The organism is Pseudomonas sp. GM_Psu_1 (assembly GCF_026544185.1).
GTDB classification, from domain to species: domain Bacteria; phylum Pseudomonadota; class Gammaproteobacteria; order Pseudomonadales; family Pseudomonadaceae; genus Chryseomonas; species Chryseomonas oryzihabitans.
Genome location: NZ_JALNUX010000009.1, coordinates 38,447 through 61,108, shown reverse-complemented (window position 1 = coordinate 61,108; position 22,662 = coordinate 38,447). Strand labels below are relative to the sequence as shown.

Below are 22,662 nucleotides of genomic sequence, written 5' to 3'. Positions count from 1 at the left end.
GAGTGCATCAGGTGAGGCTTACGTTTTCGCAGTGCGAAAGGACCGGAGCTCACGGCGGACGACATTCCGCTTGGCTGAGCAGCTGCATAGCGCGCATACGCGAGCGCTGGCAGAGCCTTCGCATTGCTGCGAAACTCCTCCAGGCGCTCGATCGCGCGCTTTTGCCAATCTGCAATTCCAGCCATGTTGGGTGCCCGAAAAGGGGCCCAAGCCCGCGCGGCGCCTGGCTGTAGAGAGGAGGGGAGGGGGCGCTGCGAAAAAAGACCGTGCTCATTTCGCAGTTTGTGCGAAAAACCCATTGACGGGATTTCGCAGTGGTGGGAATATGGCCTTGCTAAATAGCGCACGGTCCTAACAGACCAAGTGCCATCTCCCCGGTTATGTTTGTGCCCCCCGAGCCGCCTTCCACAGCACTCAGGTACATGCGAGCCGGGTTTCTTTTTGCCCGGGCGTTAGCTCCTGTACATTTATCCAGTATTCGCGCAGGCGTTCGCCACCTTCGGGATGAGCGAAGGCAGCACGAGGCGCCCCGGCCTAAGGCGGGGTAGCGAACGACTGAGATGTAATGCGGCGCAAGGTGGCCGCGGGTGAAGCACAAGCGCTTCGAGAAGGACTGATCTGCCCGCCAGGTGGTCCCAGCTGATCCAGAGTCGTCAACGTGCTACGGGGAGATTCACCCCGCTATTGCTAAATAGCGCACGGTGCAGTGTTATCATACCGAGTAGGTTGATAACGCCTTTGGTATTGCTGAACATGCAATCACATCTTGATACTGATGACAAGCCTGACGTCAGCTTTCCGACGCAGCGCTTGCCCTGCGCCAATACTGGCTCCCGGCTATCGCGCTGGCTCTACAAGTCCACTGAACGGCTTCATTCCGCCCCGGCCAATGCAAAGTTCGAAACCTCATCTCGCGTAGAGCGATTCACGCTCTTCACAACGCGCCGGCTGGGCGTGCAGCTGTGCCGGCTCGTCTCCCAAGAGCAAGATCCGTCCTGGTACGACCTTCCGTGGCGTACCGTAGCCGTCCGCCTCACGGGCCGCTATGGCGTGTGCGCCTATTCAGATCGCGCCAGCGCCAACTGGCAATCGCGGCGACGCATTACCTGGCATGCCGCCGAAGCGCTGCGCCGTATCGCCGATGTCCAGCCCGAAAGCTGGATGCTCGTGATCCATGGCCGCCGGCGCAATGAGCTGTCTGGATCCTTTTCCCATGAGGTTGGTGGCCAGGCCTCCGTCTTCCCTACACACCGGGTCCCTGACGAACCCGATCCCGAGGCGTCTCCCAATGTGCACGTTGTGTAGCGTGGGAGTAGGGGAGGGCCGCCTTAGCTCATTGCCGATGTCTGCACCGCGACAGGCCTGGAACGCAGCGAGGTAGCAGCCATGCACATTCAGCCTCCCCGCGGCTGCAGTCGGCCAAAACCCGCTCTGTATCTGAGTATCACCCGCGTTTTCACTTTGGAATCGTATATACGAAATGCGGCCTCGCGCCGCGAGGAGAGCGCGCATGGACGCATCCAGCGCCGAAGTTAATCCTACGCAAGACACCTATCCTGAGCTCGAAAGCGCCTACGACCACTTCAACAGGGAGCTGTGGAAGGGAGAGCTGCCCCACTGCCTCCTGACGCTGCAGCGGCACTCCGATAGCGACGGGTACTTCAACGCCGACCGTTTCATGCACTCGAACCAGGACGGCGTGCGTTCGCATGAGATTGCCCTGAATCCGAGCCACTTCGTCGTGAACCCTCTGCAGTACACGTTGAGCATCATCGTGCGCGAGATGGTGAGTCTCAGGCAGCACCTGACCGGGACGCCTGGCCGCCGGCGGTACCGCAACACCGAGTGGGCTGAGTGGATGCAGGAGGTCGGGCTGATGCCGACGATCACCGGCGAGCCTGGCGGCAGGATGACCGGCGAAAAGGTGCGCCACTACATCATCGAGGATGGACCGTTCGATCGGGCCTGCGCCACGTTGTTGGCCAATGGCTTTAGCCTGAGTTGGGTCGACCGCGTACCGCCTTCGCAGATCGACTTTCTAACCGGTGACCCCAAGGAAGACCCGGGCGCGCCCGGGCCGACTCTCGTCTCGGCTGCCGCCCGTGAGGCGGGTACCGCCGCGGAAGGCTTGTCTGCAGCTGCTGGCGCGGAGCATGCGCTGTTGTCTGTACCGGAAGGGGCGTCCGAAGCACCCGGCTTGAGGGAAACGCTCAGCGACCTGGTGCCGGCCGGTCTCGGCGAGGGCCTGGGCGAGGCTATCGCAGAACTGGGCGGCATTGAGCCCTCAGGCGGCTTGCCTGGGCCGGAAGCGACACCACCGACCCAACAGGGGCCGAAAAAAAAGCAGCTCGCCGCGCCAGACCGTAATGCGCTTGAAGCGATGGGGATCGATCTCAGCCAGGCGGTGAAACCCAAGACCCGGTTTCGCTTCCAGTGCCCTACCTGTGGTGACAAGGCTTGGGGCAAGAAGGCGTTGATGATCGGCTGCTTGAAGCCAGGCTGTGACAACGTCCGCATGGTTGCCGCTGATGATGACGCCCCGGTGAAGGTGGCTAAGCCATGAAGCTCAAGTCCAGATGGTTGATGGTCCTGCTGTGGCTGATCCTGACCGGCGTTGTCGCCTACATGGTCCTCCAGGACCTGTGGCCACTGTGGGTGACCGATCTCTCTGTGTCCGACTACCTGCGCGAGGCCTGGGCGGACTTGGTGCTGAGTGGCGTGATGGTGATCGCCTACCTCGGGCTGATCATCGACACGCTTCGCCGCGTCCGCCGGCGCTCGGCCGAAAGCCCGGCGACCATCATCCACAAGAACTCGATCAGCACTGTCCGCTTATCGCGCCGTAGCGCGTCTGGCAGGGCGCGCCGGTGACAGCCCAGTTGGAAGCGGTTGGTAGCCTGCAGCACGCAGCATGCGACGCGCCGCCGACGGATTGGGCCGCCAGGGTGCATCCGGCGAAGGTGACCCAGGAGGACGCCTACGGCTGCGGTGCCGCGTGTCTTGCGATGGTAGCGGGGGTTTCCTACGACAGGGCCCGCGCGCATTTCGTAACGCTGGGCCTTGGCGAGCGCCGCTGTGGTCGGCCACCCCTCTCGACCAACATGACCGAACTGGCCTGGGCGATCGCGTCGAAAGGCTTGCTCGTTGAGCAACGCCGCTGGCGCGGGTGGGATGCGCTGGAAGGCCTGGCCGTTGTGAAGGTGCGGGACGACTGGCGCGGTGCGAAGAATCGCTGGCACTGGGCAGTGGCAGTGCGTCATCCCGACTACGACGTTGTCGTGCTCGATCCTCACGGGAATCTCCCCGCATTTCGCCGACCGCCGCTCGACGTCTTGGCCAATAGCTTCGAGCGCTACTCGATCCGCGGCCGCTTTCTGCAGGTGGAGCAGGGCAGGGGCCCGTAAGAGCTCCTGATCACCACGCCAGACGAATTACCCAGCTTGTAAATTCTGTTTAACAGAATTAATATTAGGCCTTGAGGGTCGTGGGTGTGCGGAACGAGGGCACCTGCGGGCCGGTAGAGGCCCCGTCGCGGGCCCCTTGCAGCCGCTGCTGATCGCGAAAGGAGTTCGATCTTGACTGCCATGTTGAAAGCCCGTGTCCCGGCTACTGCCCCGGAGTTCAAGACCCAATACGCGCTGCCGCTCAGCGCCGGCGACGACGCCATCATCGTCGACCTGTTCGCCGGGGGCGGTGGCGCCAGTACCGGGATCGAAATGGGTCTGGGCCGCAAGGTCGCGTTGGCCATCAATCATGACCCGGCGGCGATCAGCATGCATCAAGCCAACCACCCTGGTGCGCTGCACCTGCGCAACAACGTCTGGGCCATCGATCCGCTGGTTGCAGTCATGAAGCGCGTAGTGGGGTGGCTGCACGCCTCGCCGGACTGCACGCACCACAGCCAGGCTGCCGGCGGCCAGCCGCGCAAGAAAGAGATCCGCGACCTTGCTTGGGTCGTGATCAAGTGGGCTGGCGTGCTGCGCAAGCGCGGCCAGGGGCCTTGGGTCATCAGCATGGAGAACGTGCGGCAGATGGCCCTCTGGGGCCGCCTGATCGCCAAGCGCGACAAGGCTACCGGTCGTGTGGTGAAGCTCGATGGCTCCGTAGCCGAGCCCGGCGAGCGCGTGCCGCGCCATGAGCAGTTCCTCATTCCTGATCCGGCTCACAAGGGCCGCACGTGGAAGCGGTTCATCCGGGCCCTGGAAGGCCTTGGCTATCAAGTCAGCTGGTGGATCGAGCGCAACTGCGACTATGGCGATCCGACCACGCGCGAGCGCCTGTACCTCATTGCGACGGCAGACGGTCATGCGCCAGTGGCGCCCCAAAAGACCCATGCGGCGGTACCGACCAAGGGCATGGCCCCTTATCGGACCGCCGCGGAGTGCATCGACTGGAGTGACCTGGGCACTTCGTTGCGCACCCGCAAGCGCCCGCTGGCGGACGCCACGCATCGCCGGGTCGCCAAAGGCATCCAGAAGGAGTCCCTGCAGCGCGCCAGGCCCTTTATCGTTCCGCTGACCCATCAGGGCGGCGACCGACTGCACAGCCTGACCGAACCGTGTCGCACGATCACCGCGGCCAATCGTGGCGAACTGGCACTCGCGGTGCCGACCTTCGTGCAGGTTGGGTACGGAGAGCGGCAAGGCCAGCAACCTCGGGTGCTGGATCTGCAGAAACCGCTGGGCACGGTCGTCGCCGGCGGGACGAAGCATGCGCTGGCCACCGCGTTCCTGGCCCAGGCCAACGGCGGTTACAACACCACCCACAGCCGCGCGGCTGATTCCCCGATCAGCACGATCACCAACCGCGGCAGCCAGCAGCAGCTGGTAACCGCCAACTTGGTCACGCTGCGCAAAGGATCGGCCGCGGGCGTGATTGATCGCCCGCTCGGTACCCAGACCTGTGGCGATCACCATGCGCTGGTGACGGCGGAAACGGTCTGGGGCGCGTTGAGCGATGACGAGCTGGCCGGCGCGTTGTGGTGCGCGGACTTCCTGACCCACTACCTCGCCGATGGCGAGGCTTGGGCACTGGGCAGCGAGTTCGGCCCGGTGCTGTTCACCGCCGATGGGCGCCCTCTGGTTACCGTCTGGGTGGACGGCAATCCCTGCGTGATCGTCGACATCCGCTTGCGGATGCTCAAGCCACGCGAGCTCTACCGGGCTCAGGGTTTTCCGGACACCTACATCATCGATCGGGGCCATGACGGCAAGCCGCTCACGCTCACTCAGCAGATCCACATGTGTGGCAACAGCGTGAGCCCGGGCACGATGGCCGCATTCGCCCGAGCGAATGACCCCTGGAAGCGATTGGCCCAGGAGCGGCGCGCCGCATGACAAGCAAAGTACGAACTGGCGCAGTAACGCTGCGCCACGGCAAGGACCAGGAGATTCGCCATGAAGACGCTTGAGGCACTGCGGACGCTCGACCACATCATGCACGTTGACGATGAGCGAGAGCTGGGCAACAGCATCATTGTGACGCTCGCCGAAGGCTGGTTCTTTGCCGACGAACCCGACTGCGGTGTGCAGGGGTTCGACACGGTTACCGATGCCCGTCGCGGCTGTTCGCGCAAGAAGGTCGTCTACGACCCGGAGCTGTACGCGCGCCTGAACGCCGCTCCGGTCCCGGTGATTGCCCAACAGCCGCAATCTGTAGTCGATGCCGCTGAAGTGGCCGCGTACGAAGCGGCACATGCCAGGATTGTCAGCGGCGAGATCTCATCCACGTCGGCGGTCTTCGGCCTGGGCTGGCGCGCCGCGTTGGCCGCCAGTTCGATGGCAGCAGCGCCAGGTTGGCCGGTGCAATCTCCAGCCGGCGGTGCGCGGTCGGCAACTGCCATGCCGATCGGCTACGCCAACCCCAAGCACCTGGCGCGTATGGCTGAAGGCTCCATGGGTTCGCTCTCTGTGGTGGCCGAGCTATCTCCAGATGAGCTGCATACCGCGCCGGTCTATAGCGAGCCGCTTCCCCTCCCGCTACAGGCTGAGCGATCTGCAGGCGTCACCCTGGACGTTCTGGCTCCCTTTCTTGCCGTCGTTGACGCATACGACCCCGCAGAGGACGACACCTGGGAGCCCTGGAAGGACGGCCCCGTGGATCCAGACCTGCGCCTGACCCTCGGCCATTTCCGGGCGCTACGGGCCGCGGTCAGTGAAGGGGGCCACCTGCCGTTGGAGGAGATTCGTCGGCTGCAGGCCGAGAATGCGGCGCTGCGCGAGGACAAGGCGCGGCTGGATCGTGGCTACATCATGACCGGCGTGCCAGGCGGGAGCGGGTGTGAGCACCGCGGTCTCGATCTGCGCGCCAGCATCGACCGGGTTACCCAGCTCGATGGGATCCGCGCCCAGCGAGCTGGGAATGACGTGGCCACGCCGATTAAGTCAGAGGGCCCTGATCATGAGTGAGCACACGCGGACAGTCGTGGTGACCTTATTCATCTGCGATGAGTGCGGTGCTGAGTGCGGGACCGGCTTCCGTACCCTCAGGATGGCGAGCGGGCCTGACATGCATGCCTGTAGCAAGCCGTGCGAGGCTGCGCAGGACGAGAAGGTCATGGCTGAGGTTCTGGCAGTCCGGCGGGCCATGCGCGAACAGGAGGCCAGCAGTGACTAGGCATTGTTCAGGAGCTCTGGCAAACACGGTTTTCGAATGATCGACGACCGAACTAAGCAACCAAGCAACAACGGAGTGTTGAGCATGAACGAGCAAGATGGAGCCCCGGACGAGGCTCAAGCTGGACCCGCGCGCGGGACCCTGGGGGAGTCGAGCCAGGAGCTCGGTGAGCAACAGCTCCGGGTGGCGTTCGAGGCCTGGGTGACCAGTAGCGACCACGAGGGCGTAGGCCGGGTGGACGGTGAACGCCTGGCGCGCGCCAGCGATGGCCACTACCTGGATCCCTTTGTGCAAGGCCTGTGGGTAGGCAATCGGCGCGGCGCGTTTCTCTGCCCTGTCGTTGTGCCAGCGGCCGAGCCTGACAATCTGCGTTCGCACCGGGGCAGTTGGATATCGGCGCTGGAGCGTCTGGTGGAGTTGGAGCCGCGGCAGGCATCTCCGGACGCTGAGGATACGCGCGCCTACTGGCAGCACGAACTCAGGGCCCTGACGGCAATGTACGCAGACCTCGACGCGTGCGATGCGAAGCGAGAAGCATGCCGTGAGCTCCTGGAGCAGGAGATGGACGGGATCCTGCGGGATGTTCTGACGGCGGGATGGCGCGTGGCCGAGAAGTATTTCGGCAGTGAGCCCTATGGTGATGTCGATGAGGCTCGCCGCCTGCAGGAGGAGCAAGTACAGCATGCGATTAAGCGACTGTGGGTGCTGTGCTCGGGGCAGTGTTCTCAGCCGGCGCGCCGGTGAACAAGGTCAATTTGTCTGGCGCTAAGGAGCCTCAAAGTGATTCGAACAGAGCTGATGTTTTTTCTAATGATTCCAGTAGTGCTGCTGTTCTTGATAATCAGTAGCTGCTCGAAAAGCTCTGACCGGGCAGACAGACAAGCCCTGGTCGATCTGGTTCGTGCGGATGCAGTGTGTAGCGCTCTGCTCGAACGGAAACTGGAGGCGCCAGAAGCGTGCTCGGAGCAGAACCAAGCGACTCGAAAAGAGGATTTGCTGATGCACAAGCGCATGTTTGGGGTGAAGTAATAAGCGCGCGAGGAATAGCAGGCATACGAAGGAATGACGCTATATTCGAGCTGCCGAGTGACGGAGATAACGAAGTTGACTGTACGTCTCTAGAGGCGTACATTTAAAGCATCAACTCCGCTCAGAGTACTCCGCTGATGACTACCCAACTCGCCAGTATCACTACCACCGAATCCACCGCGCCTGGTCTCCACATCCTCGTTCCTATGGTCATCGGCAAGAACCGCCTGCGTGGCAACGCCATCGGGGCGATGGTCGACGATGAGTGCGGTGAGGATAACCTCGGTTCCCTGCGCGCTGCTTTGCGACAGGAGGCTCGCCTCGCCGATGTCGAGCCTACCGCCGATTGGTTGGCCAACTCAGTCAAGGCAGTCCTGGAGATGTATGAGGACGCTCACCGCGACTGGCTGGCAACCAAGGGCTCGGATGAAAGCGTTGGCCACGTCTTCGAGGCTGCGCTGCCATCCGGTACCTCTCTGGTGTTGGGCGATCGGCGCGCGTTGGCCCGTATTGCGAACACCACCGCGCCGGCGGCCATGTCCCGTGATCAGGCCGAAAGCATCGTCGCCGCCGTAGAAACGGCTCGCGACAGCATCGAGTACAGCAGCGCCTATACAGCCTGCAAAGCAGCACGGGTTCCGGTAGAGGAATACCGGAACGCTCGCATGATGGTGTACGGCCCGAACACTTCGGTCTGAGGTAGCCGGCACATGAATATCCAGATAACCGCTCGGGTTGAACGCCGCACCTGGTGGGTCGATGGCCAGTACGCCGGCGATCGCTCTTCCTTTGTGCCTGACACCGGTGAAACGGCACGTGATTTGACTGGCGACCGCTACGGCGAGTGGCAAGGTACCCGGCATTTCGACGGCGAGGCGATCCTGCAGGCGGACATCCGCCGCGCCATTGAGGCGAGGGGCCTGCTCCTGCGCAACCATCCGGATAGCCCGCTTGGCGATGCGTCAGGCCATCCGTGGCCCATCCTCGACTGCGGCGAGTATAGGGTCATCACAACTGCAGTTGTCGTCGGTGACGAGTGATGTCGGACACATGCCCTGGTTACCGGATGCTGGTAGCGCCCGCGGTGACCGAATGCGCGCCGCGCACGGCACGTGGTGAAGGCGTAGTCCTCCATAGACACAGTAGGGAGCCGTTGCTGTGAGCGAAAACCAAGGTATTGGCGGCCAGGCCGTGCAGATGTGGGAGGCGCTGACCGGGAAGCCGGTGGACAGCCGTTCGTACACCTTCACCGTGGGGGGCCAGTCTTTCAACCTCTACGATGCGAACGAGCGCGTCAAACAGGCGAAGGCAGTCGGTGATGAGCTCACCGTAGCTCTGGTCGTTAAAGTGTTGTCCGAGCAGTATGCCGAGGCTGAGACCTTTACCCTGGCCGAATACCTGAACGGTAGTGAGCGGTTGCGCGCTCGCCTGGACCTGGTAGGGCGGATGGCCGAGCTCTTCGCTAGCGACGCGCTATCGACACGTTTTGAGGGGTTCTTTCGCTATTGTGCAGGGGCGCTCGCGTACTACCGCGATCTCACTCCTGAAACCTTGACCGAGCAGACCATGGCATTGGTGCGCCAAAGCGGCTGCTTCATTGGCTTGGATGCGTTTCACGGCATAGACCGCCTGACACGCCTGATGGTCCGCGATGGCCCGGTGGGCGATGCCTCGATCGCAAAGGTCAGCCGCCTGGTCTTCACGTTCGACTCGATTGACGAACTGATCACCCACGCCAAACGCATTCCGGTCGGCTATTCCCTGTGCCTGATTGCGGCTGAGCACGTGAGTGACAGCTACTTTGTGATGGTCGTCAATACGGGCGGGCGGATCCTGGCGCTCACCGACAAGGGTAATTACTCGCACCCGCTGCAAGAAGCGCGCATGCGCAGCCGCAATGACCGGTACAACCAACGGCGGATCGGCGACAGCCATTTTCCGTATGGCCTGCTCGACATCCAGTGGGCGGATAACGGGCGAATGGCGATTCCTGGGGAAGCCCGGACAGAGCTCGCTGCTCCAGACACCGATCTGCGCGTCTTGGGATCGCTCGCTGACCTGGACGATTGGGATCTGCTGTGGCTGCATCTGTTCATCGACCAATGCCGGGCGCGCTACTTCGAGCAACGCATTGCCGAGCCCCTGCTTGCAACTGGCTCCATGGTTCGTCTTCCGCACATCTGGGCGCCGGCCCAGGAACAGCTGCCGGTACCGGCAGAATTCGAACTCCGGTTGGAAACCCGGTCTAGCGTTGATCTGAATACCACCTTCCTGCACAGCATCGAGCCGGAGTGGGCGGGGCGCTACAACCCGAACCTTTGGATGGAAGAGCGCTTCGCCGCCAGCGTGCCGGACGAGTGCCTATACCTGCCGGCTAATGCCCTGAACGGCGAAACGCCTCTGTTGGAGCGTCACAACGCAGGGCATAGGCTGACTCGGCGGGACCTGGGTGGACTTCATGAGTGGGATCTACGGCTTCTGCCGACGGTACGCCTGGAAGGTCTGTCCGCAACCGCTCTATCCACGCCCGATCGCGTCATTCGTGATTGCCACTTCCTGGCGCGCCACAACCAGGCGGAGGTCATTCGCCGGCTGGTGAGCGGGGACTACAAGGCAAGGAAGAACGCACTCCAGCGCTGGTTCTATGAAGCAGCCGCGCGGCATGTACCCGACTTGATCGAGGATCTTCTCGCGCTTGATCACGAACGTATAGCCGTCAATTCCCCGCGCCATCAGGCAGCGCTGCAGTCGCTTGGCCAGGGCAAGCTAATCAAAGGTAAGGGCGGGTTCGTCGCTTTCGTCACCGACTACCGTGAGATCGGGTTTCGGTACCGGCTTCCGCGTATGCATCACATACCGTGGCGGGATCGTGATCAGCCATCGTTGGCGCTAGCCTTGGATCTGACCGATTTCGATGCTGCTTGCTACCGGTGCGCGGTGAACCCTGAAGAACAGGCTCAGCTCTTCATCGTGCTGGATGTGTCTTCGGTCTTTGACTTGATGACTGTCACCGGCTTGCAGCTGGACGATATCCCCCCTGAGCTGCGGCACCGCGGGGTTGACGTCTATACGGGTAACTCCATCCTCAGCCGCATCGATCCACTGAGCAGGCTCAGCAATCCCTGGGACGAGCTCGTTCTAGAATACGTCCTGCCCGTGAGTCTCAAGGCGTTCAAGGCGTTGCGCCGCCGCAAGGGGCTACCGATCCCGAGGGCAACAGAGATCGAGGCGTTCGCGGAACAGCAGGCAAAAGAATTCCACAAGCGGGCTGCGGTGAGCAGGGGAAGCGTTGAAGGATGACCTGCACGATAGACACAACTCAACGAACCGGGGCGATGTTGATGACGCAGCACTATATGGACGATCTGATCGCACAACAGGACCTGGCGGGCGAAGCCCTCTGGGCAGGGGTAGGCCAAACGATAAAAGCGTTTCGCCGGGGTATCGATGAGTTGGCCGCCGAGGGCAACCTGCCTGGGGCGCTTACGAGCTTCCCCCATGGCTGCTGTGGGGTAACGTCGACTATCCTGGGCGTCTATCTGAACGCTCGATACGGATTGGGGATTGAGCAGGTTTGGGCTGATCGCGATGGGAAATCACATGCCTGGCTGGAGATCAGCGGGTTGGCCATCGACGTAACTGGTGACCAGTTTGAAGGACGGCCTCCGGTGTTTTTCGGGGAGCGGGATGAGTGGTTAGCGTCGTGGGAGGAAGACCGCGATCTACGCGACGTTGCGACTCTCGCACTGGGCCAGCCCACCTATGCAGACGAGATCGACGCGCTGCAGCAAGTCATCCATCGCAGCGGCCTTAAAGAGATTGATCAATAGGAGGTACGCAATGCCATTTTGGAAGTTGATGCTCGCAGTCGCCTTGGGCGTGGCAATTGGCAAAGGTACTTTTCAGAACGATGCCGTGGGCGAGTGGGTTGTCTCACAATACCTGGCGCTGTCAGAAATCGCAGGCGCTTATGGAGACACGATCCTGAAGCTCTTCGCGATGGTCGTGATCCCCGTCGTCATCTTCGGAGGGCGTGCTGTGTATGCCAGGCGCAATGGTTGATGATATCGGCCAATTCGCCTGGTCGTGAGGCATGCGATGAATACGGTGCAAGCGGCGCTCAACCCGGAGGGTCCCGGCCAGCAGGACGAACTCACTCAGTGGCTACGTGAAAGCGCCGGATTCAAGGGCGCGAAGCGTCTACCCGATGGTAGCTACGCCGGGGTAATCTCGCTCATCACCACCTATGCGATCTGTCTGCAGGTGGACGGTGGTGGCTATAGCCGGCGCTTCTGCTTCAGGGATCTGTCGGTATGCTTGAGCGAATACGAGAGGCTATCGTCCGCGTACGACACGCCTCAGGGCTGGGTCGCGAGGCGGCCTGAAGAGCTGTGAAGCGTTGATGATCCGTTGCGCTATCCCGAGGTAGTCTATCTCCTGGCGGTGACAGCGAGGGGCGGCGCTACTTGCCAGTTGTAGCGAAGAACGCAACGACAGTGATCACAACGCACCCGACGATGTTGATGCAGCCGCGAAGTTTCGGGAATCTCGCCACCACCCCAGCCGGCAGTTTTTCCCCAATCGCCATAATGATCAAAAAGACCAGACAGCCAAGCTTGATCTCGTCACTACTCATACGATCATGACCCAGGGCTAGTCCGGTACCCATTCCTTGATTTCGGCCCGTAGGGCGGCGTCTTGTCGGCGCTGAACCCTCTCCTTGTGTTCCCGATTCGCCAGTGCTTGCTGTGCATCCCACCACTTCCATTTAAGGTCGCTCAGCTTGCGCTCCTCCAGCTCGATCTCCCGCTTCTTCTGCTCAATCGTCGCCTCGATGGCAAGCATTTCTTCGCGAACAGATCGCACGGCCCAGTAGAGTCGATCAAATTCAGAACTGGCGGCTTCATCGGTCATAACAGAGATGGACTGGCGAATGTAGGTCGTGATTATGCTGCCTTTGACGCCTGCAGGCGAAGCCGCTATCTGAAGTTGCCCCAGGCTGGCGACCGGGCGAGCCACTAGCCTGGCATCACCGCCTATTGGCCCGGTCGCGCTCGATAGCCTGCTGCATCCAATCCTGCAGGCCCGGCAAGTTTTCCTCGATGGCGTACAGCTCCCGCTTATAGCCAGGTACCTGCACGCGACCATAGACCTTGAAGCCTCTCGGCGCTTTCAGCGGGTTCTCGATAGTTGACCAGCCGGTAACGCGGACCCGTAGTGGCTGCCGCTCCTCTACACACTCTTCTGACCTCGTGAGGATGCGAATAGCGTTGCCAAAGTATTGGCTGAACACCTGATCGCCAAGTGTTTTAGTAGCCAGATAGGCGCCTTCGTACAAGAGGAAAAGTGACTCTGGCGATCTGCAAAGAATCACGTCCCCCTTCATTTTCGATTCAATCGGCTGCGGCAGGTTGTAGCTCTGAGCCACCGCGGCGAAAGGGAGAAGCGTCAGCGTGAGCGCGAGTCGGGAGAGGCTTTTCAAGATAGAAATCCATTGGTATTGGGTTTTAGCATCGATACCGTATCCATGTACCGAGCACTGCCCGCCTAGCGTACCGCCTTTGCAGCAGGGATCAACTGCTGCAGAGGCAAGTTCGCTCACAAGACTGGACATGGACCGCTGGGTTGCACCAAGACCTGAGCCGCTGAGTGACGCAACGCCAGTACGGCACCAGTTAGGTGCCGTGGGCTAGCGTGTTGAAGGCTTTAGGTCAGCGCCTGCGGATGATCAGGTGGGGTGCCTCCGAGGACTGAATTACCTGGCTGGCCTGGATCACCACGACGATAGCCGGCGGTGAAACAGGTGCAGGAGATACAGGTGGCGCGTAGTACTGCAGGACGGCGAAAACTACGCCGATTGTCAGGCAGATGCGGTCGTAACAGGCTGAGAAGGTCATGGGATGAGTCCCTATTTCTGATGGGACTCGTATTTAGTAATCACGACCAAAAGCGTTGTGGACGAGAGTTTCCGATCCATAGCTGGATGACGCCCCCAGGCCGGCGGCGAGGTATCACGACTTGGGCTGATGCAAGCGCCAGCCCTGACCGAGCGTGCCGGTCAGGGCTGCTGATCGCTACGGCTGACAGCCAGGGCGCATGATGCCCAGCGACTCTCCCCGCTCCTCTTACTCGTCGCAGTCCAGGTTGTGCTCCAACCACTCCCAGTACCCAGCGTCGGTATCGCCCTCTGCAACCCCTCCTGCCAGTACTCGCGGGAATGACTGGGGTGTTCGCCCTGACCGAGCGCACCCTGATACTTACGCTGCAGCCCTGCGGCATCGAGTTGTCCATCAGGTCTGAACAGGTCCAGATCCAGGCGCTCGCACTTCTGGTCGATGCACTCCAGGGTTTCCGCACTCCACCGCGCGGTATCGCTGAGCAATCCGTGCGTGAAGCTGGCGAGCTGGAGGTAGCGTGCGACTTCTTCGCCCTGAGCGATGTCCAGTTGTCCCTTTCGAGCAAGCTCGATGGCGGCTTGAATACCCTGCTGGATGCTATTCATGGTTGGCCACCATGTTGGAGACCCACTCCCAGTACCCGCCCTGGGTGTCGCCGTTGGCAACCTCGGTTTGCCAATCCTCCCGCGGATACTTCGGGTGCTCGCCCCAGGCATGCCCGGCGCTGTACTTGTCGTTGAGGCCCTCAGCTTCGAGCTCGTGATCCATTTGCAACAGGCCGACGCCGTGCTGCTCAAGTACCCCGCCGACAGCATCCCAGAGATCGGAGCATCCCTCTTCATCACTGAGCATGCCGTGGATCTCGCTCATCGCCGAGATCACCTCGGCGGACCGCTCCCGCACGTCTTGGCCAGGCCGACTGCAGTCGCGCAGCGTCTCGATCAGCGTGTGCAGATCCTGCTGGATGCGGTTCATAGGCGGGCGCTTCGGCTTCGCGGCCTGGCGCGCCCGAGCGCCTTTTGTGCAGCCTTTGTACTGGTCGAAAAACCAATCGACCGTTGCAGCATCCTCGGTTGGGTATTCGCTGCCATCCATCCAGAGAGCGACCGGCTTGCCGGAGGGATCTGTGAAGCCCTGGCCGTGCTCGGCGACGTCCTTGTGCGAATAGCTGAAAAACACGACTTCTACCGGGTGGTCGCTGAAGACAGCGTGAATGTTCCCGTCCGTCATGTTCACAACGACGCGCAGAGGGGAGGCGGGTGGGTTGTTCTGTAGCATGAGTGTGCTCCTGGAGACGCGGATCGATCCGGTATGGCCACTGCCGTCGGTACCGGACCTTGGAAGAGGACTGGAGTTGGCCGGGGTCTATGCGCCGGCTCCGTACGCCAGCAAGGGGCGCTGGCGCTCTTCACTCACCGCGGTAATCGCTCCCGGAGCGCAAACCGCTTATGGCAGCGCGGCTGAGCCTGGAATGGGTTGTCCGTCCCCGTCATTGAATCGTGTTCCTGTGCGAGCTTGCGGGTGTTTACCAATCGCCACCAAGCACCGGTGGGGCTGAAGGCGGAAGGCTATGAGCGCGGGATGTTTCCGTGCGCAAGATGGGGTCAGTGTACGTCTATAGAAGCGTACATGCAATGGGCGGGCAATGTGGGGGATGACTGACTCAGTGCTTCGGACGGAGAGGGGAGGGCGTAGAGAACGCGGCCCGCGAGGTGTTCCTGGATAGCCGGAGCGTGACGGTAGCTGTACGTGCTATTACGGGGCCCGACTGGGGGAAGCTACTCCTGCAGCTTCTGCTGCAGCGACGAAGGGAGGTCGTCGATACGCACAGAGTCTTTGACCATCTGGTCGGTCCATTCGGGGCTCTCCGCATCTGGTGCTGCCCGCGCTTCGTTGAGTCTGCGCGCCCTGGCCACTTCCTTGGTCACCTGCTCCATGAACGCGAGATCATTAGGGTCCATCGCTCGTGCTGCATCCAGAAAGAGCGCTATGTCTTCCTCGGTTTGGAGGTAATCGGCGACGTCCCAATCGCTGGTTGAAAGCTTAGAGTTCTCCATCACAGCAGACCTCGGATTTAGAGCCGGCCAGGGCCGCCAAGACATTGATCGGATCGTTTTTTAGGCGGGAAGCGCAGCCCTTTCAGGCGCTAACCTGGACCAGCTGCCAGGCCAAGTTCTCCGCGGCGTCCGACAGTTCGCGCAAGGCGTCTATTCGGCGTCCGGTGGGCAGGGCGTCCATCTCTGCGATGTTCTGCAACAGCGCGCGTGCCTCGCTGGTAGCAGAGAACAGTTGCTGGAGATCGTCAACGTCAGCGTTCGGGGCTGTAGTGGTGGACATGGTTGAATCCTTGCCGGCGGTGCCGGGGCTTGGCGGAGAGTAGAAAGGGCTCAGGTCAAGATCACGCAGACGTGGCCGGCTCTAGCTGGGCGACCCAGGCTTTAGCGCCGTTGTAAGCATCGCCGCCCTCGGCCATGAAGACGTGGCCGTCTAAGTCCACAGCATAGGCGCCTGGCTGCTCGTGCGAGGCATCGTGCAGGCAATTCTTCCAGCCATAGGCATTGCCCTGCCATATAAGGACGACGCCGCCTTCGCGCTGAGGATTGGCATTGCGATACTGGCGGGCAACGTCCCGCACCTTGCTCAGTTTATCGGTCATCGGGTGTCTCCGGTAGATAGACGGACGAGGTCCAAGTTGCTACCTCTCGGAGGGCGGCGGCGCGGCAGCATCGCGCCGCAGCGCTTCCAGTTCGGCTTCTGCCTGCGCGATTACGGCGGCAGCGCTTTGCGCTCTTTCAGGTGTGCTCATAGGACTATTCCTTATTGTTCGGCTTCGCCCGCCTCTATGCGTCGTGCAGGTACTGCAGCAGCCGCATCGCAACCGTGTGCCCGTCTTCCCATTCAATGGCGTCGACGGTGAAGCCTGGGTAGGGGCACTGATCACCCAAGCCGATCATCGCAGCCAGGTAGCCGGCACGCCAGGCAGGCGAGCCGCCGAGCTGTTGCCGGATCGGTCCCACCTAGGCTCCCGATCCGGAGCTGCCGTCAGACGAAGCTTCACCACCGGTGCTGGCTTTGCGCTCTTCGTAGGTCGACTGCAACCGATTCCAGAAGTCCGCTGACGTCTTCAGCACGCCGGCGAGGTGCTGCGCAAGATCCGGCGTTACACCGCAGCGCTCCTCAACGACATCGGCAATGAGCTGCTCCGATACTCCCAGGATGTCGGCCAGGTCCTTCGGGCCCAGCGCCGCGGGAACCATGAACTCTTCGCGCAGGACCTCGCCAGGGTGAATGTACGGCATTCCGTTTTGGGGCAGGCCCTGGTCCACTCGCTGTGTTGAGCTCATACGCCTGGTACCCATGCGTGGGCGGCTACGAGGTGGGCCTGCTGCGATGCGGGGCTGTCTGCAGCAACCACGAGGTTCCGCAGGGCCGCATTGTGTTGGCCGGCTGGGGGAGGGGCGGATTCCGTGAGGGTTCGCAGCAGGGTGCTGGCCTCGCGCGCGCTCACGTGAAGTGCGGCTGTCGCAGCAGTGTCCATCATGCGCGATGGGTTCCCGGTCATTGGTCCATCCTGCTGGTAGAGGGCGCTTGAGCAGGCGCTCTATCTGCGCCAGGCCGGGCAGCTCCGAACGATGCCTCGCCGTGGGCATCGAGCGCCATTGCAACGCGGATGAGTGCGGCGCAGCCGGCGGACAGCTTGTGCCGCGCAGTTTCCAGGTAGAAATCTTGACCATTGGCAGGGTCCAGGCAGGCCCGAACCTGGGCTGCCAGGTCCTCGACGCGCGCTGCAGTCTTGCGCAGTGCGTCGGCATGCACTCGAAGCGCGTCGTACTCGGCCTGTTGTTCGTCGGTCATGGGGACTCTGTCTGGCACTGCCGGCAGGTTGGAGAGGGCAGCTTGCACCACCAGCGCCGCACCTGCCAAGGCTAGTCGAGCTCGGCAGCGATGCGTAGCGCGGCTTTGACCACTGCCCGGCGTTTGGTTGCCCCCTGAGCTTTCCAGCTCTTCTGCACCACGCTTCGGACAGCACTCAGCGCGGCCTCTAGCTCCGCCCCACCGTCTGATGCCTCGTGCAGGGCGGTAAGGATTCCTCAGGCGTCCCCTAGTGCCTCGACCTCAGAAGCGGTGACGTAGATCGACGCTCCGGGCTCGCTTGTCATCGCCCGGCACCCTGGCCTGCGTTAGCGACCGCCGCCATCGCCACCCCTGACGTTGGATTTGCGTCCACCAGCGCCAGCAGCAGCCTCATTGCCTCCGCTGCTGCCGAGTCGTATGCCGCTTTATGGCGAGCATCCTCGTCCTGGTACCGATCGAACCGTTCCCGCTTCTGCTGTGCGTCCAGCGCCAGATAGTCCGTGTCCGCCTGAGCCGTATTGGCCAGCGCCTGCCGCGCTTGCTCGACGAAGGGCAGCAGCGCTGTGACGTCCAGGACGGTTCGCCGCCCGTTGCTCTCGTGAGCGGAAGGGGTTTCGTCCGGTATCTGCTGTATGGGATTCGACGAAGGCACCGGCTGCGCCAGGGAACGGAGGTAGTCGAGCACCGCAGCCTCTCGAACGCGCGATAGGTCAGGGTACTGACGCAAGCGACCGCCATCATTCGGCTGGTAGTTCCACCAGCTGACCGGCGAGCACTTCGCGAAGCTTGCGTGCCCCATGACGACGCCACAGACGCTGACCGGGCGGTTGTAGCCGTGGGCGGTGCGGCCGACTTTGGCGGTGGGTTGCGATTTGTTCATGAGGTCCTCAGGAAGCGTATTGGGTGCGATCGGCGGCAGCAAATGGGGAGGCCAGCGGCAGTGACATGAATGCCAGAAGGGCGCTCGTGCCCGGGCAAGGTCCGCTTATGCCCGGAGAGCGCTCTACGAGCTCGCCTGCAGAGCGGCGAACGCATTCAGCAGCTGCGGATCGACCACGCGCCATACCGGCGCTTGGAGGTGCCCTGCAGCCTCAATCCTGCCGGTGTCTTCGAACCTGCCCGACACTAGCTGCAGCTGAAGCTCTTCGGAGGAGATTTGCCAGACCGGGACACAGAACTCATGCGGCTCCAGCGCAACATTCGGAAGATTCACCGAGAGCATCGACCACGGCTCGCCGGCCTCGGTGACCACCTGCAGCGCAATGCGCCGATTGGCATACATCGCGACCTCAGTCAGGAGCTTTTCCATACGTGAGCCCTCCTTTGGCGTCGGTCAGAAACCAAACGCCAGCTGGTCGCGGGCGGGTGCCGCGATGAGTTGAACGGGAACCGCGGGCGCCTTGGCCGCCTTGAGCGTCAGCAGCTCGTCATACCGCTGCATGACGGCATCACCGGACAGAAAGTGCGACCCAAGGCCTACGGCCTGGGATACCTGGGCCCGAACGTCGGCAATGATTGAGGCCTCGCTCGCGCTGGGGCGGCGGGTTGGCCAGCCGTCCTGGTACTCAAGGCCAACCGGGATACGGGCCTCGGCCATCTCGCGCGCCCGGCACGCCGCTTTGGCCAGCGCCAGGCGATCGGCGAGTTCGCTGTCCAGCAGGTGGGGCGCGACGTCGCCGAGCCAATTCTTGGACTGAAACGCGAAGGTCGACGTGGCTTCGAGCTCGACCATCGTGCGGTAGATGTCGTGGTTGTCGGGGCAGGTTGTTGAGGCGATGAGGTCCGCGGCCGAGGACATGATGCAGAAGACACAGGACACGCGGGTCATGCCGTAGCGGGTGTAGGCTTCGTGCAGCTCAAGGCCGCGCCGGGCGATCGCCGCCTTCACTTCGCCGATGGTCCAGTCGATGACCGGGTTCCAGGTGATGCCCGTGGCATTCCGCTGCTTCAGCCGGGGATCCACCTTGGCCACGTCAGCACGGTTGCGGCTGGCGCTCTCTTCCCGGCGAATGCCGGTGACATTGATGATCTCCTGCCCTTTGAAACGCTTCTTCAGCTCGCTTGCGATCACCGCGGCCTTCAGCTCCGACGTGCAGAAGCGCATGCTCGGTGTGCTCCACGGAAGGATCAGCTTCACACAGGAGAGGTCCTCGTAACGCTCGACGTTGTTCGCCCAACGCGTCTGCCAGCGTTGCATCATGCCGCCGGCCTTGCGGCTGACGGTTACCAGCTCCCAGCCCAGGGTCTCGGCCAGCGTCTGGCACTTGGTGTGGCTCTGACGCCACTCCACCGAGCCGAGGTCGGCGTGCACCAGAATACGAGGGCCGGTGTGACCGATCTTGGTCAGGTACTCATCGGTTGCGACCGCGCACGCATCGCTGTCCTTGCCACCGCTAACCCCCACGGCTACCACGGCGTTGCGCGACAGCATTTCGTCGACCAGGGGGGTGGTAGCTACTGGGGGAGAGATGATCATCTTCTGGGACTCTTGGTGCAGATCGGATAAGCAAAGTGTACGCCTCTATAGGCGTACATATCAAGCTGTTTTTGCTGATCCTGTACCAACAAAGCCGCCAATTTTTCCGGCCCAGAACTGCGCTACCTATGATCGAGCCGTTGGAATTGCACCCACAAAAAAGCCCGCATTAAGCGGGCATTCAAGGAGTAAGTTTGGGTGCCGGCCTCTCGGTGACAGGCCTACCAAGCGTCGCAAAGCTCTTCACTTCAGTGACGATGACTGTAGCAAGCCGCTTGGCCAGCTTAGCCGCCTCTCAGCCGCCGCGTTCTTCTGGGCAGTCACTTCAGTGCGAAATGACGCTTCAACTCGTTGATGCGTGTAGCCCGCTGGCGATGTGCAGATGCCGTGCGCTGGTCAGCCTGGATCACCCCATGCGCGACCGCGGCGGTGTACTGCTCGTCCTGCACGACGAGATCCAGCAGCTCCTGCAGCTGGACTCGCATGTCGTCGTAAATGGCCATCCTGCTCACCTATCGCAGTATTGCGTGAGTTACCAGTCCCTATTCTTCTGGGCCCTCAGTTCGAAGAACCCCCACAGGGAAAAGACCACGCCGATGATCACGCCTGGTATTAGCGGCATGGTGAATTCGGTGCGCAGATCAGGGCCCGAAAAAGGCATTGTCCAGATGGCTACCGCCACTGCCACAGACAGGAGCAAGCAGAATAGCCCACCCCAAACAAGGGCGACGTTTGTGCGCCGATTGACTTCTTTCAGGTTATTCATCACGACCCCTCAATATGCCCGTCCTAGATCATATGCTCTGATTACCCGCGAGGGGACCAGGTGGCGTACCTACCCAGTCGCCGGTTGCCACAAGTAGCGCGTCGCATGTGCCGACCTGGTGCTCGCTGATCGGCCCAAGCGCTGCAAGTTGCGAAAGCAGGAGCTCGTAGAATTCATCGACCTCCTGGTACGGGACTTCGAACTGGAGTCCGATGAATTCCGCCCCGCCCTCGCCATTTGGTGCAAGCCAGTGAAGAGACATCGGATCGGTAGTGAACAGGGTACCCTGGAACACGCCGATCTCTGTGTGCTTGTGATTCGGGAGCAGCTGAGCGTAACGATGGTCCGCCCGCACTGCTAGCGTTATGAAAATGAATCCCTCGAAGTCAGGATCAACATGGGGCCAGGCTTGGTTGCAATAAACCCAGCAGTTGGCCTTGTTGAATGGCGCTGGGAGATCAGTGATGCCTTCCGTGCAGATCTCGACGTCGCGGGCGGCACCGGCCAAGACTTCAGCCGGTATCTTCAATCCATGAAACCCACTCCACCGCATCTTTGCGGCTCGTGGTGGAGGGCAAGGTTTCATCGGCAAATGCACCGAACACGGGGAGCTCGCGACGGGGTGGTTTGCAGGGCTGGTCATTGGGCTGTTCCACTGTCAATCAGTGATAGGACGCAGGCGGCGATCCTGGTCGGACAGGCGACCGTGGATATCGCCGCAAGGCTTGAAAGTACCGCCGGGTTCGCAAACCACTCGGCCAGATGGCGTCCGCTTCGCCACCCTGGTTTTGAACAGCAATCGCGACCCTGTGTAGACCCCGACCTCATCGCCTGCCTTGAGCGTTGACATCCAGTGTTCGACTTCGGCTTTTTGCATGGTGTAGCACTCTCTATCCAAATGGTCGGGGCCCAGGCCAGGACGTCACATCGACGACTATTCCCGCCACCGCCTCATTGTGCCTGCTGAGGCAGGCCTCTGGCTCGACCAAGGACGCCGCCTTGGCCAGGACCCTCTAGGTGGTCGGGGGTTACCACGTTATGCAGCAGGGGCCGGCGGTAGGCGCTGGCTGCGCGCCAGCTCAACCAGGTGCTCTGACACGCTCGGCACTCCGGCGCGCCGTAGGACTGCGGAGACCGCAGAGGAGCGTGCGCAGGACTTTGGAAGGAACGCAGCCCAGCCCCGGTAGAGGCCAGGCAGATGCATGCGCAGGTAAGTTGCCGAGAAGCGCTTCATGTGGTCGCGGAATGCTATTTCCCACGTAGCGTCGTTGCCGAAGGCGTAGACGTCGTATTGATCAGCGAGCGCCTCCACTGCCTCGCAGTTGAGTCGGTAGGTGACCAGCCGCCCTTTGAGGGGGATGGGTGTCTCGAGGGTCTTCGCTAGGTAGCGCGCGGCGGCGAAGTGGTGGCTGCCGCCGTTGTTGCTCAGGAAGATTCGGCCGTCCCAGCCCCAGGTGATGAAGTGATCCGACGTTGAGCTTTTCACGATCCGAACCTCTGGCCAGTCGAGGTTCATCTGCAGCGTCTCAGGCGTTGCCGGCGCAATCAGGCCGGAGCAGCGCGCGAGGGCAAACGCGTCCAGAGTCGGGTATAGCGCCAGATTGCTTTTGGAGGCGCACACCGCATCCACGTCGCGGATGTCGCCCTGCCAGGTGCCGTTCGTGTCGAAGTCGCACAAGCGCAGGAGGGCAGGGATTTGGTGGCGGAAGCTATCGTATTCGTCGTCAGCCCACCTCCAGCCAATCAGTCCGTCTTCGTGGTCCGGCGTCCAGTCTTGCCAGTTGTGGATGTCTTCCGTCGCTAGGGATACGCCCTTGGGTGCGAGTTCAACGTGAGGCCAGTGATGGGTCTTGATGTGATGCTCGAGTGTGCGGGGTACGCCGCAGCTGTCCAGGAACGAGCGAGCAGCCTTTGCCAGTAGAGCTTGCATGAGGTGGTCCTTAAAGGGCGGGGGGCCGGTCGGCATCGCCGCGCGGTCCGGATCCCGCCAGGTGGCGGGACTGTCGAAGGTGAACGGCTGGGCG

At 62.0% G+C, this 22,662-nt stretch carries 31 protein-coding genes; 13 read left to right on the top strand and 18 right to left on the bottom strand.

Annotated elements, in window-relative coordinates; translation table 11 throughout:
- Window positions 1-753 precede the first annotated feature (753 nt).
- The 13 genes from OXS31_RS16135 to OXS31_RS16075 all read left to right on the top strand — a co-directional run bounded on the left by OXS31_RS16135 (window position 754) and on the right by OXS31_RS16075 (window position 12,039).
- Window positions 754-1,305, top strand: a complete 552-nt coding sequence (locus OXS31_RS16135) for a hypothetical protein (protein ID WP_267400400.1) — start codon at window positions 754-756, stop codon at window positions 1,303-1,305.
- 205 nt (window positions 1,306-1,510) lie between these two features.
- Window positions 1,511-2,563: a hypothetical protein gene (locus tag OXS31_RS16130; protein WP_267400398.1), complete on the top strand. Its 1,053-nt coding sequence runs from the start codon at window positions 1,511-1,513 to the stop codon at window positions 2,561-2,563.
- Complete coding sequence (locus OXS31_RS16125) at window positions 2,560-2,871, top strand: hypothetical protein (protein WP_145156327.1); 312 nt, start codon at window positions 2,560-2,562, stop codon at window positions 2,869-2,871. Before OXS31_RS16130 ends, OXS31_RS16125 begins: the two co-directional genes overlap by 4 nt.
- Window positions 2,872-3,101: 230 nt before the next feature.
- Entirely contained in the window at window positions 3,102-3,404 is a 303-nt protein-coding gene (locus tag OXS31_RS16120) for a hypothetical protein (RefSeq protein WP_267400388.1), read from the top strand.
- Window positions 3,405-3,584: 180 nt separating this feature from the next.
- On the top strand, window positions 3,585-5,336 hold the full coding sequence (locus OXS31_RS16115; protein ID WP_267400696.1) for a DNA cytosine methyltransferase: 1,752 nt from the start codon (window positions 3,585-3,587) through the stop codon (window positions 5,334-5,336).
- A gap of 60 nt (window positions 5,337-5,396) precedes the next feature.
- Window positions 5,397-6,407 carry a hypothetical protein gene (locus OXS31_RS16110; protein WP_267400386.1) on the top strand — a complete coding sequence of 337 codons (1,011 nt, stop codon included), beginning with the start codon at window positions 5,397-5,399 and terminating at the stop codon, window positions 6,405-6,407.
- A 292-nt stretch (window positions 6,408-6,699) separates the two neighbouring features.
- Window positions 6,700-7,359 (top strand): hypothetical protein, encoded by a 660-nt coding sequence (locus tag OXS31_RS16105; protein ID WP_267400384.1) that lies wholly within the window; start codon window positions 6,700-6,702, stop codon window positions 7,357-7,359.
- A 422-nt stretch (window positions 7,360-7,781) separates the two neighbouring features.
- Window positions 7,782-8,342, top strand: coding sequence for a hypothetical protein (locus OXS31_RS16100; protein WP_267400382.1), 561 nt, complete (start codon window positions 7,782-7,784; stop codon window positions 8,340-8,342).
- A 12-nt stretch (window positions 8,343-8,354) separates the two neighbouring features.
- Window positions 8,355-8,684 (top strand): hypothetical protein, encoded by a 330-nt coding sequence (locus OXS31_RS16095; protein ID WP_267400381.1) that lies wholly within the window; start codon window positions 8,355-8,357, stop codon window positions 8,682-8,684.
- Window positions 8,685-8,802: 118 nt separating this feature from the next.
- The gene (locus OXS31_RS16090) at window positions 8,803-10,944 is read left to right on the top strand and encodes a hypothetical protein (protein ID WP_267400380.1); all 2,142 of its coding nucleotides are present in this window, start codon (window positions 8,803-8,805) and stop codon (window positions 10,942-10,944) included.
- A 56-nt stretch (window positions 10,945-11,000) separates the two neighbouring features.
- A complete protein-coding gene (locus tag OXS31_RS16085; RefSeq protein WP_267400379.1) occupies window positions 11,001-11,474 on the top strand; it encodes a hypothetical protein in 474 nt (157 codons plus the stop codon).
- Between the two features lie 10 nt (window positions 11,475-11,484).
- Window positions 11,485-11,706 (top strand): hypothetical protein, encoded by a 222-nt coding sequence (locus OXS31_RS16080; RefSeq protein WP_267400378.1) that lies wholly within the window; start codon window positions 11,485-11,487, stop codon window positions 11,704-11,706.
- 36 nt (window positions 11,707-11,742) lie between these two features.
- Window positions 11,743-12,039 carry a hypothetical protein gene (locus tag OXS31_RS16075; RefSeq protein ID WP_267400377.1) on the top strand — a complete coding sequence of 99 codons (297 nt, stop codon included), beginning with the start codon at window positions 11,743-11,745 and terminating at the stop codon, window positions 12,037-12,039.
- Between the two features lie 258 nt (window positions 12,040-12,297).
- On the opposite strand, the gene OXS31_RS16070 is transcribed toward OXS31_RS16075, so the two are convergent.
- From OXS31_RS16070 to OXS31_RS15985, 18 genes are all read right to left on the bottom strand, one after another.
- The gene (locus tag OXS31_RS16070) at window positions 12,298-12,558 is read right to left on the bottom strand and encodes a hypothetical protein (protein ID WP_267400376.1); all 261 of its coding nucleotides are present in this window, start codon (window positions 12,556-12,558) and stop codon (window positions 12,298-12,300) included.
- A gap of 115 nt (window positions 12,559-12,673) precedes the next feature.
- A complete protein-coding gene (locus OXS31_RS16065; protein ID WP_267400375.1) occupies window positions 12,674-13,126 on the bottom strand; it encodes a hypothetical protein in 453 nt (150 codons plus the stop codon).
- 229 nt (window positions 13,127-13,355) lie between these two features.
- The gene (locus OXS31_RS16060) at window positions 13,356-13,541 is read right to left on the bottom strand and encodes a hypothetical protein (protein ID WP_267400374.1); all 186 of its coding nucleotides are present in this window, start codon (window positions 13,539-13,541) and stop codon (window positions 13,356-13,358) included.
- Window positions 13,542-13,702: 161 nt separating this feature from the next.
- A complete protein-coding gene (locus OXS31_RS16055) occupies window positions 13,703-14,146 on the bottom strand; it encodes a hypothetical protein (protein ID WP_267400373.1) in 444 nt (147 codons plus the stop codon).
- A complete protein-coding gene (locus tag OXS31_RS16050) occupies window positions 14,139-14,819 on the bottom strand; it encodes a hypothetical protein (RefSeq protein WP_267400372.1) in 681 nt (226 codons plus the stop codon). The genes OXS31_RS16055 and OXS31_RS16050 overlap by 8 nt, the downstream gene beginning before the upstream one ends.
- A gap of 500 nt (window positions 14,820-15,319) precedes the next feature.
- Window positions 15,320-15,598, bottom strand: coding sequence for a hypothetical protein (locus OXS31_RS16045; RefSeq protein ID WP_267400370.1), 279 nt, complete (start codon window positions 15,596-15,598; stop codon window positions 15,320-15,322).
- 82 nt (window positions 15,599-15,680) lie between these two features.
- Window positions 15,681-15,878 carry a hypothetical protein gene (locus tag OXS31_RS16040; protein WP_267400368.1) on the bottom strand — a complete coding sequence of 66 codons (198 nt, stop codon included), beginning with the start codon at window positions 15,876-15,878 and terminating at the stop codon, window positions 15,681-15,683.
- A 61-nt stretch (window positions 15,879-15,939) separates the two neighbouring features.
- Complete coding sequence (locus OXS31_RS16035; protein ID WP_267400366.1) at window positions 15,940-16,197, bottom strand: antirestriction protein ArdR; 258 nt, start codon at window positions 16,195-16,197, stop codon at window positions 15,940-15,942.
- A gap of 184 nt (window positions 16,198-16,381) precedes the next feature.
- Window positions 16,382-16,558 carry a hypothetical protein gene (locus OXS31_RS16030; RefSeq protein ID WP_267400363.1) on the bottom strand — a complete coding sequence of 59 codons (177 nt, stop codon included), beginning with the start codon at window positions 16,556-16,558 and terminating at the stop codon, window positions 16,382-16,384.
- On the bottom strand, window positions 16,559-16,885 hold the full coding sequence (locus OXS31_RS16025) for a HigA family addiction module antitoxin (protein WP_267400361.1): 327 nt from the start codon (window positions 16,883-16,885) through the stop codon (window positions 16,559-16,561).
- A 214-nt stretch (window positions 16,886-17,099) separates the two neighbouring features.
- On the bottom strand, window positions 17,100-17,396 hold the full coding sequence (locus OXS31_RS16020; protein WP_267400358.1) for a hypothetical protein: 297 nt from the start codon (window positions 17,394-17,396) through the stop codon (window positions 17,100-17,102).
- Between the two features lie 301 nt (window positions 17,397-17,697).
- Window positions 17,698-18,276, bottom strand: coding sequence for a hypothetical protein (locus tag OXS31_RS16015; protein WP_267400355.1), 579 nt, complete (start codon window positions 18,274-18,276; stop codon window positions 17,698-17,700).
- Window positions 18,277-18,399: 123 nt separating this feature from the next.
- Entirely contained in the window at window positions 18,400-18,705 is a 306-nt protein-coding gene (locus OXS31_RS16010; RefSeq protein ID WP_267400352.1) for a hypothetical protein, read from the bottom strand.
- A gap of 24 nt (window positions 18,706-18,729) precedes the next feature.
- Window positions 18,730-19,872, bottom strand: a complete 1,143-nt coding sequence (locus OXS31_RS16005; RefSeq protein ID WP_267400349.1) for a phosphoadenosine phosphosulfate reductase family protein — start codon at window positions 19,870-19,872, stop codon at window positions 18,730-18,732.
- Window positions 19,873-20,192: 320 nt separating this feature from the next.
- Window positions 20,193-20,375 carry a hypothetical protein gene (locus tag OXS31_RS16000; RefSeq protein WP_267400347.1) on the bottom strand — a complete coding sequence of 61 codons (183 nt, stop codon included), beginning with the start codon at window positions 20,373-20,375 and terminating at the stop codon, window positions 20,193-20,195.
- Between the two features lie 291 nt (window positions 20,376-20,666).
- Window positions 20,667-21,146, bottom strand: a complete 480-nt coding sequence (locus OXS31_RS15995) for a hypothetical protein (RefSeq protein WP_267400346.1) — start codon at window positions 21,144-21,146, stop codon at window positions 20,667-20,669.
- A gap of 150 nt (window positions 21,147-21,296) precedes the next feature.
- Entirely contained in the window at window positions 21,297-21,515 is a 219-nt protein-coding gene (locus tag OXS31_RS15990; RefSeq protein WP_267400343.1) for a hypothetical protein, read from the bottom strand.
- A gap of 159 nt (window positions 21,516-21,674) precedes the next feature.
- A complete protein-coding gene (locus OXS31_RS15985; protein WP_267400341.1) occupies window positions 21,675-22,568 on the bottom strand; it encodes a DUF6685 family protein in 894 nt (297 codons plus the stop codon).
- Window positions 22,569-22,662: the final 94 nt, after the last annotated feature.

Excerpts from the sequence above, each read along its gene's own strand:
- OXS31_RS16020 (WP_267400358.1), bottom strand. The coding sequence starts at position 17,396 with ATGACCGACGAACAACAGGCCGAGTACGACGCGCTTCGAGTGCATGCC.
- OXS31_RS16110 (WP_267400386.1), top strand. The coding sequence starts at position 5,397 with ATGAAGACGCTTGAGGCACTGCGGACGCTCGACCACATCATGCACGTT.
- OXS31_RS16025 (WP_267400361.1), bottom strand. The coding sequence starts at position 16,885 with ATGAGCTCAACACAGCGAGTGGACCAGGGCCTGCCCCAAAACGGAATG.
- OXS31_RS16045 (WP_267400370.1), bottom strand. The coding sequence starts at position 15,598 with ATGGAGAACTCTAAGCTTTCAACCAGCGATTGGGACGTCGCCGATTAC.
- OXS31_RS16035 (WP_267400366.1), bottom strand. The coding sequence starts at position 16,197 with ATGACCGATAAACTGAGCAAGGTGCGGGACGTTGCCCGCCAGTATCGC.
- OXS31_RS15985 (WP_267400341.1), bottom strand. The coding sequence starts at position 22,568 with ATGCAAGCTCTACTGGCAAAGGCTGCTCGCTCGTTCCTGGACAGCTGC.
- OXS31_RS16115 (WP_267400696.1), top strand. The coding sequence starts at position 3,585 with ATGTTGAAAGCCCGTGTCCCGGCTACTGCCCCGGAGTTCAAGACCCAA.
- OXS31_RS16070 (WP_267400376.1), bottom strand. The coding sequence starts at position 12,558 with ATGACCGATGAAGCCGCCAGTTCTGAATTTGATCGACTCTACTGGGCC.
- OXS31_RS16100 (WP_267400382.1), top strand. The coding sequence starts at position 7,782 with ATGACTACCCAACTCGCCAGTATCACTACCACCGAATCCACCGCGCCT.
- OXS31_RS16085 (WP_267400379.1), top strand. The coding sequence starts at position 11,001 with ATGGACGATCTGATCGCACAACAGGACCTGGCGGGCGAAGCCCTCTGG.
- OXS31_RS16060 (WP_267400374.1), bottom strand. The coding sequence starts at position 13,541 with ATGACCTTCTCAGCCTGTTACGACCGCATCTGCCTGACAATCGGCGTA.
- OXS31_RS15990 (WP_267400343.1), bottom strand. The coding sequence starts at position 21,515 with ATGCAAAAAGCCGAAGTCGAACACTGGATGTCAACGCTCAAGGCAGGC.
- OXS31_RS16050 (WP_267400372.1), bottom strand. The coding sequence starts at position 14,819 with ATGCTACAGAACAACCCACCCGCCTCCCCTCTGCGCGTCGTTGTGAAC.
- OXS31_RS16135 (WP_267400400.1), top strand. The coding sequence starts at position 754 with ATGCAATCACATCTTGATACTGATGACAAGCCTGACGTCAGCTTTCCG.
- OXS31_RS16010 (WP_267400352.1), bottom strand. The coding sequence starts at position 18,705 with ATGGAAAAGCTCCTGACTGAGGTCGCGATGTATGCCAATCGGCGCATT.
- OXS31_RS16105 (WP_267400384.1), top strand. The coding sequence starts at position 6,700 with ATGAACGAGCAAGATGGAGCCCCGGACGAGGCTCAAGCTGGACCCGCG.
- OXS31_RS16000 (WP_267400347.1), bottom strand. The coding sequence starts at position 20,375 with ATGGCCATTTACGACGACATGCGAGTCCAGCTGCAGGAGCTGCTGGAT.
- OXS31_RS16015 (WP_267400355.1), bottom strand. The coding sequence starts at position 18,276 with ATGAACAAATCGCAACCCACCGCCAAAGTCGGCCGCACCGCCCACGGC.
- OXS31_RS16125 (WP_145156327.1), top strand. The coding sequence starts at position 2,560 with ATGAAGCTCAAGTCCAGATGGTTGATGGTCCTGCTGTGGCTGATCCTG.
- OXS31_RS16080 (WP_267400378.1), top strand. The coding sequence starts at position 11,485 with ATGCCATTTTGGAAGTTGATGCTCGCAGTCGCCTTGGGCGTGGCAATT.
- OXS31_RS16130 (WP_267400398.1), top strand. The coding sequence starts at position 1,511 with ATGGACGCATCCAGCGCCGAAGTTAATCCTACGCAAGACACCTATCCT.
- OXS31_RS16075 (WP_267400377.1), top strand. The coding sequence starts at position 11,743 with ATGAATACGGTGCAAGCGGCGCTCAACCCGGAGGGTCCCGGCCAGCAG.
- OXS31_RS16040 (WP_267400368.1), bottom strand. The coding sequence starts at position 15,878 with ATGTCCACCACTACAGCCCCGAACGCTGACGTTGACGATCTCCAGCAA.
- OXS31_RS16005 (WP_267400349.1), bottom strand. The coding sequence starts at position 19,872 with ATGATCATCTCTCCCCCAGTAGCTACCACCCCCCTGGTCGACGAAATG.
- OXS31_RS16095 (WP_267400381.1), top strand. The coding sequence starts at position 8,355 with ATGAATATCCAGATAACCGCTCGGGTTGAACGCCGCACCTGGTGGGTC.
- OXS31_RS16055 (WP_267400373.1), bottom strand. The coding sequence starts at position 14,146 with ATGAATAGCATCCAGCAGGGTATTCAAGCCGCCATCGAGCTTGCTCGA.
- OXS31_RS16120 (WP_267400388.1), top strand. The coding sequence starts at position 3,102 with ATGACCGAACTGGCCTGGGCGATCGCGTCGAAAGGCTTGCTCGTTGAG.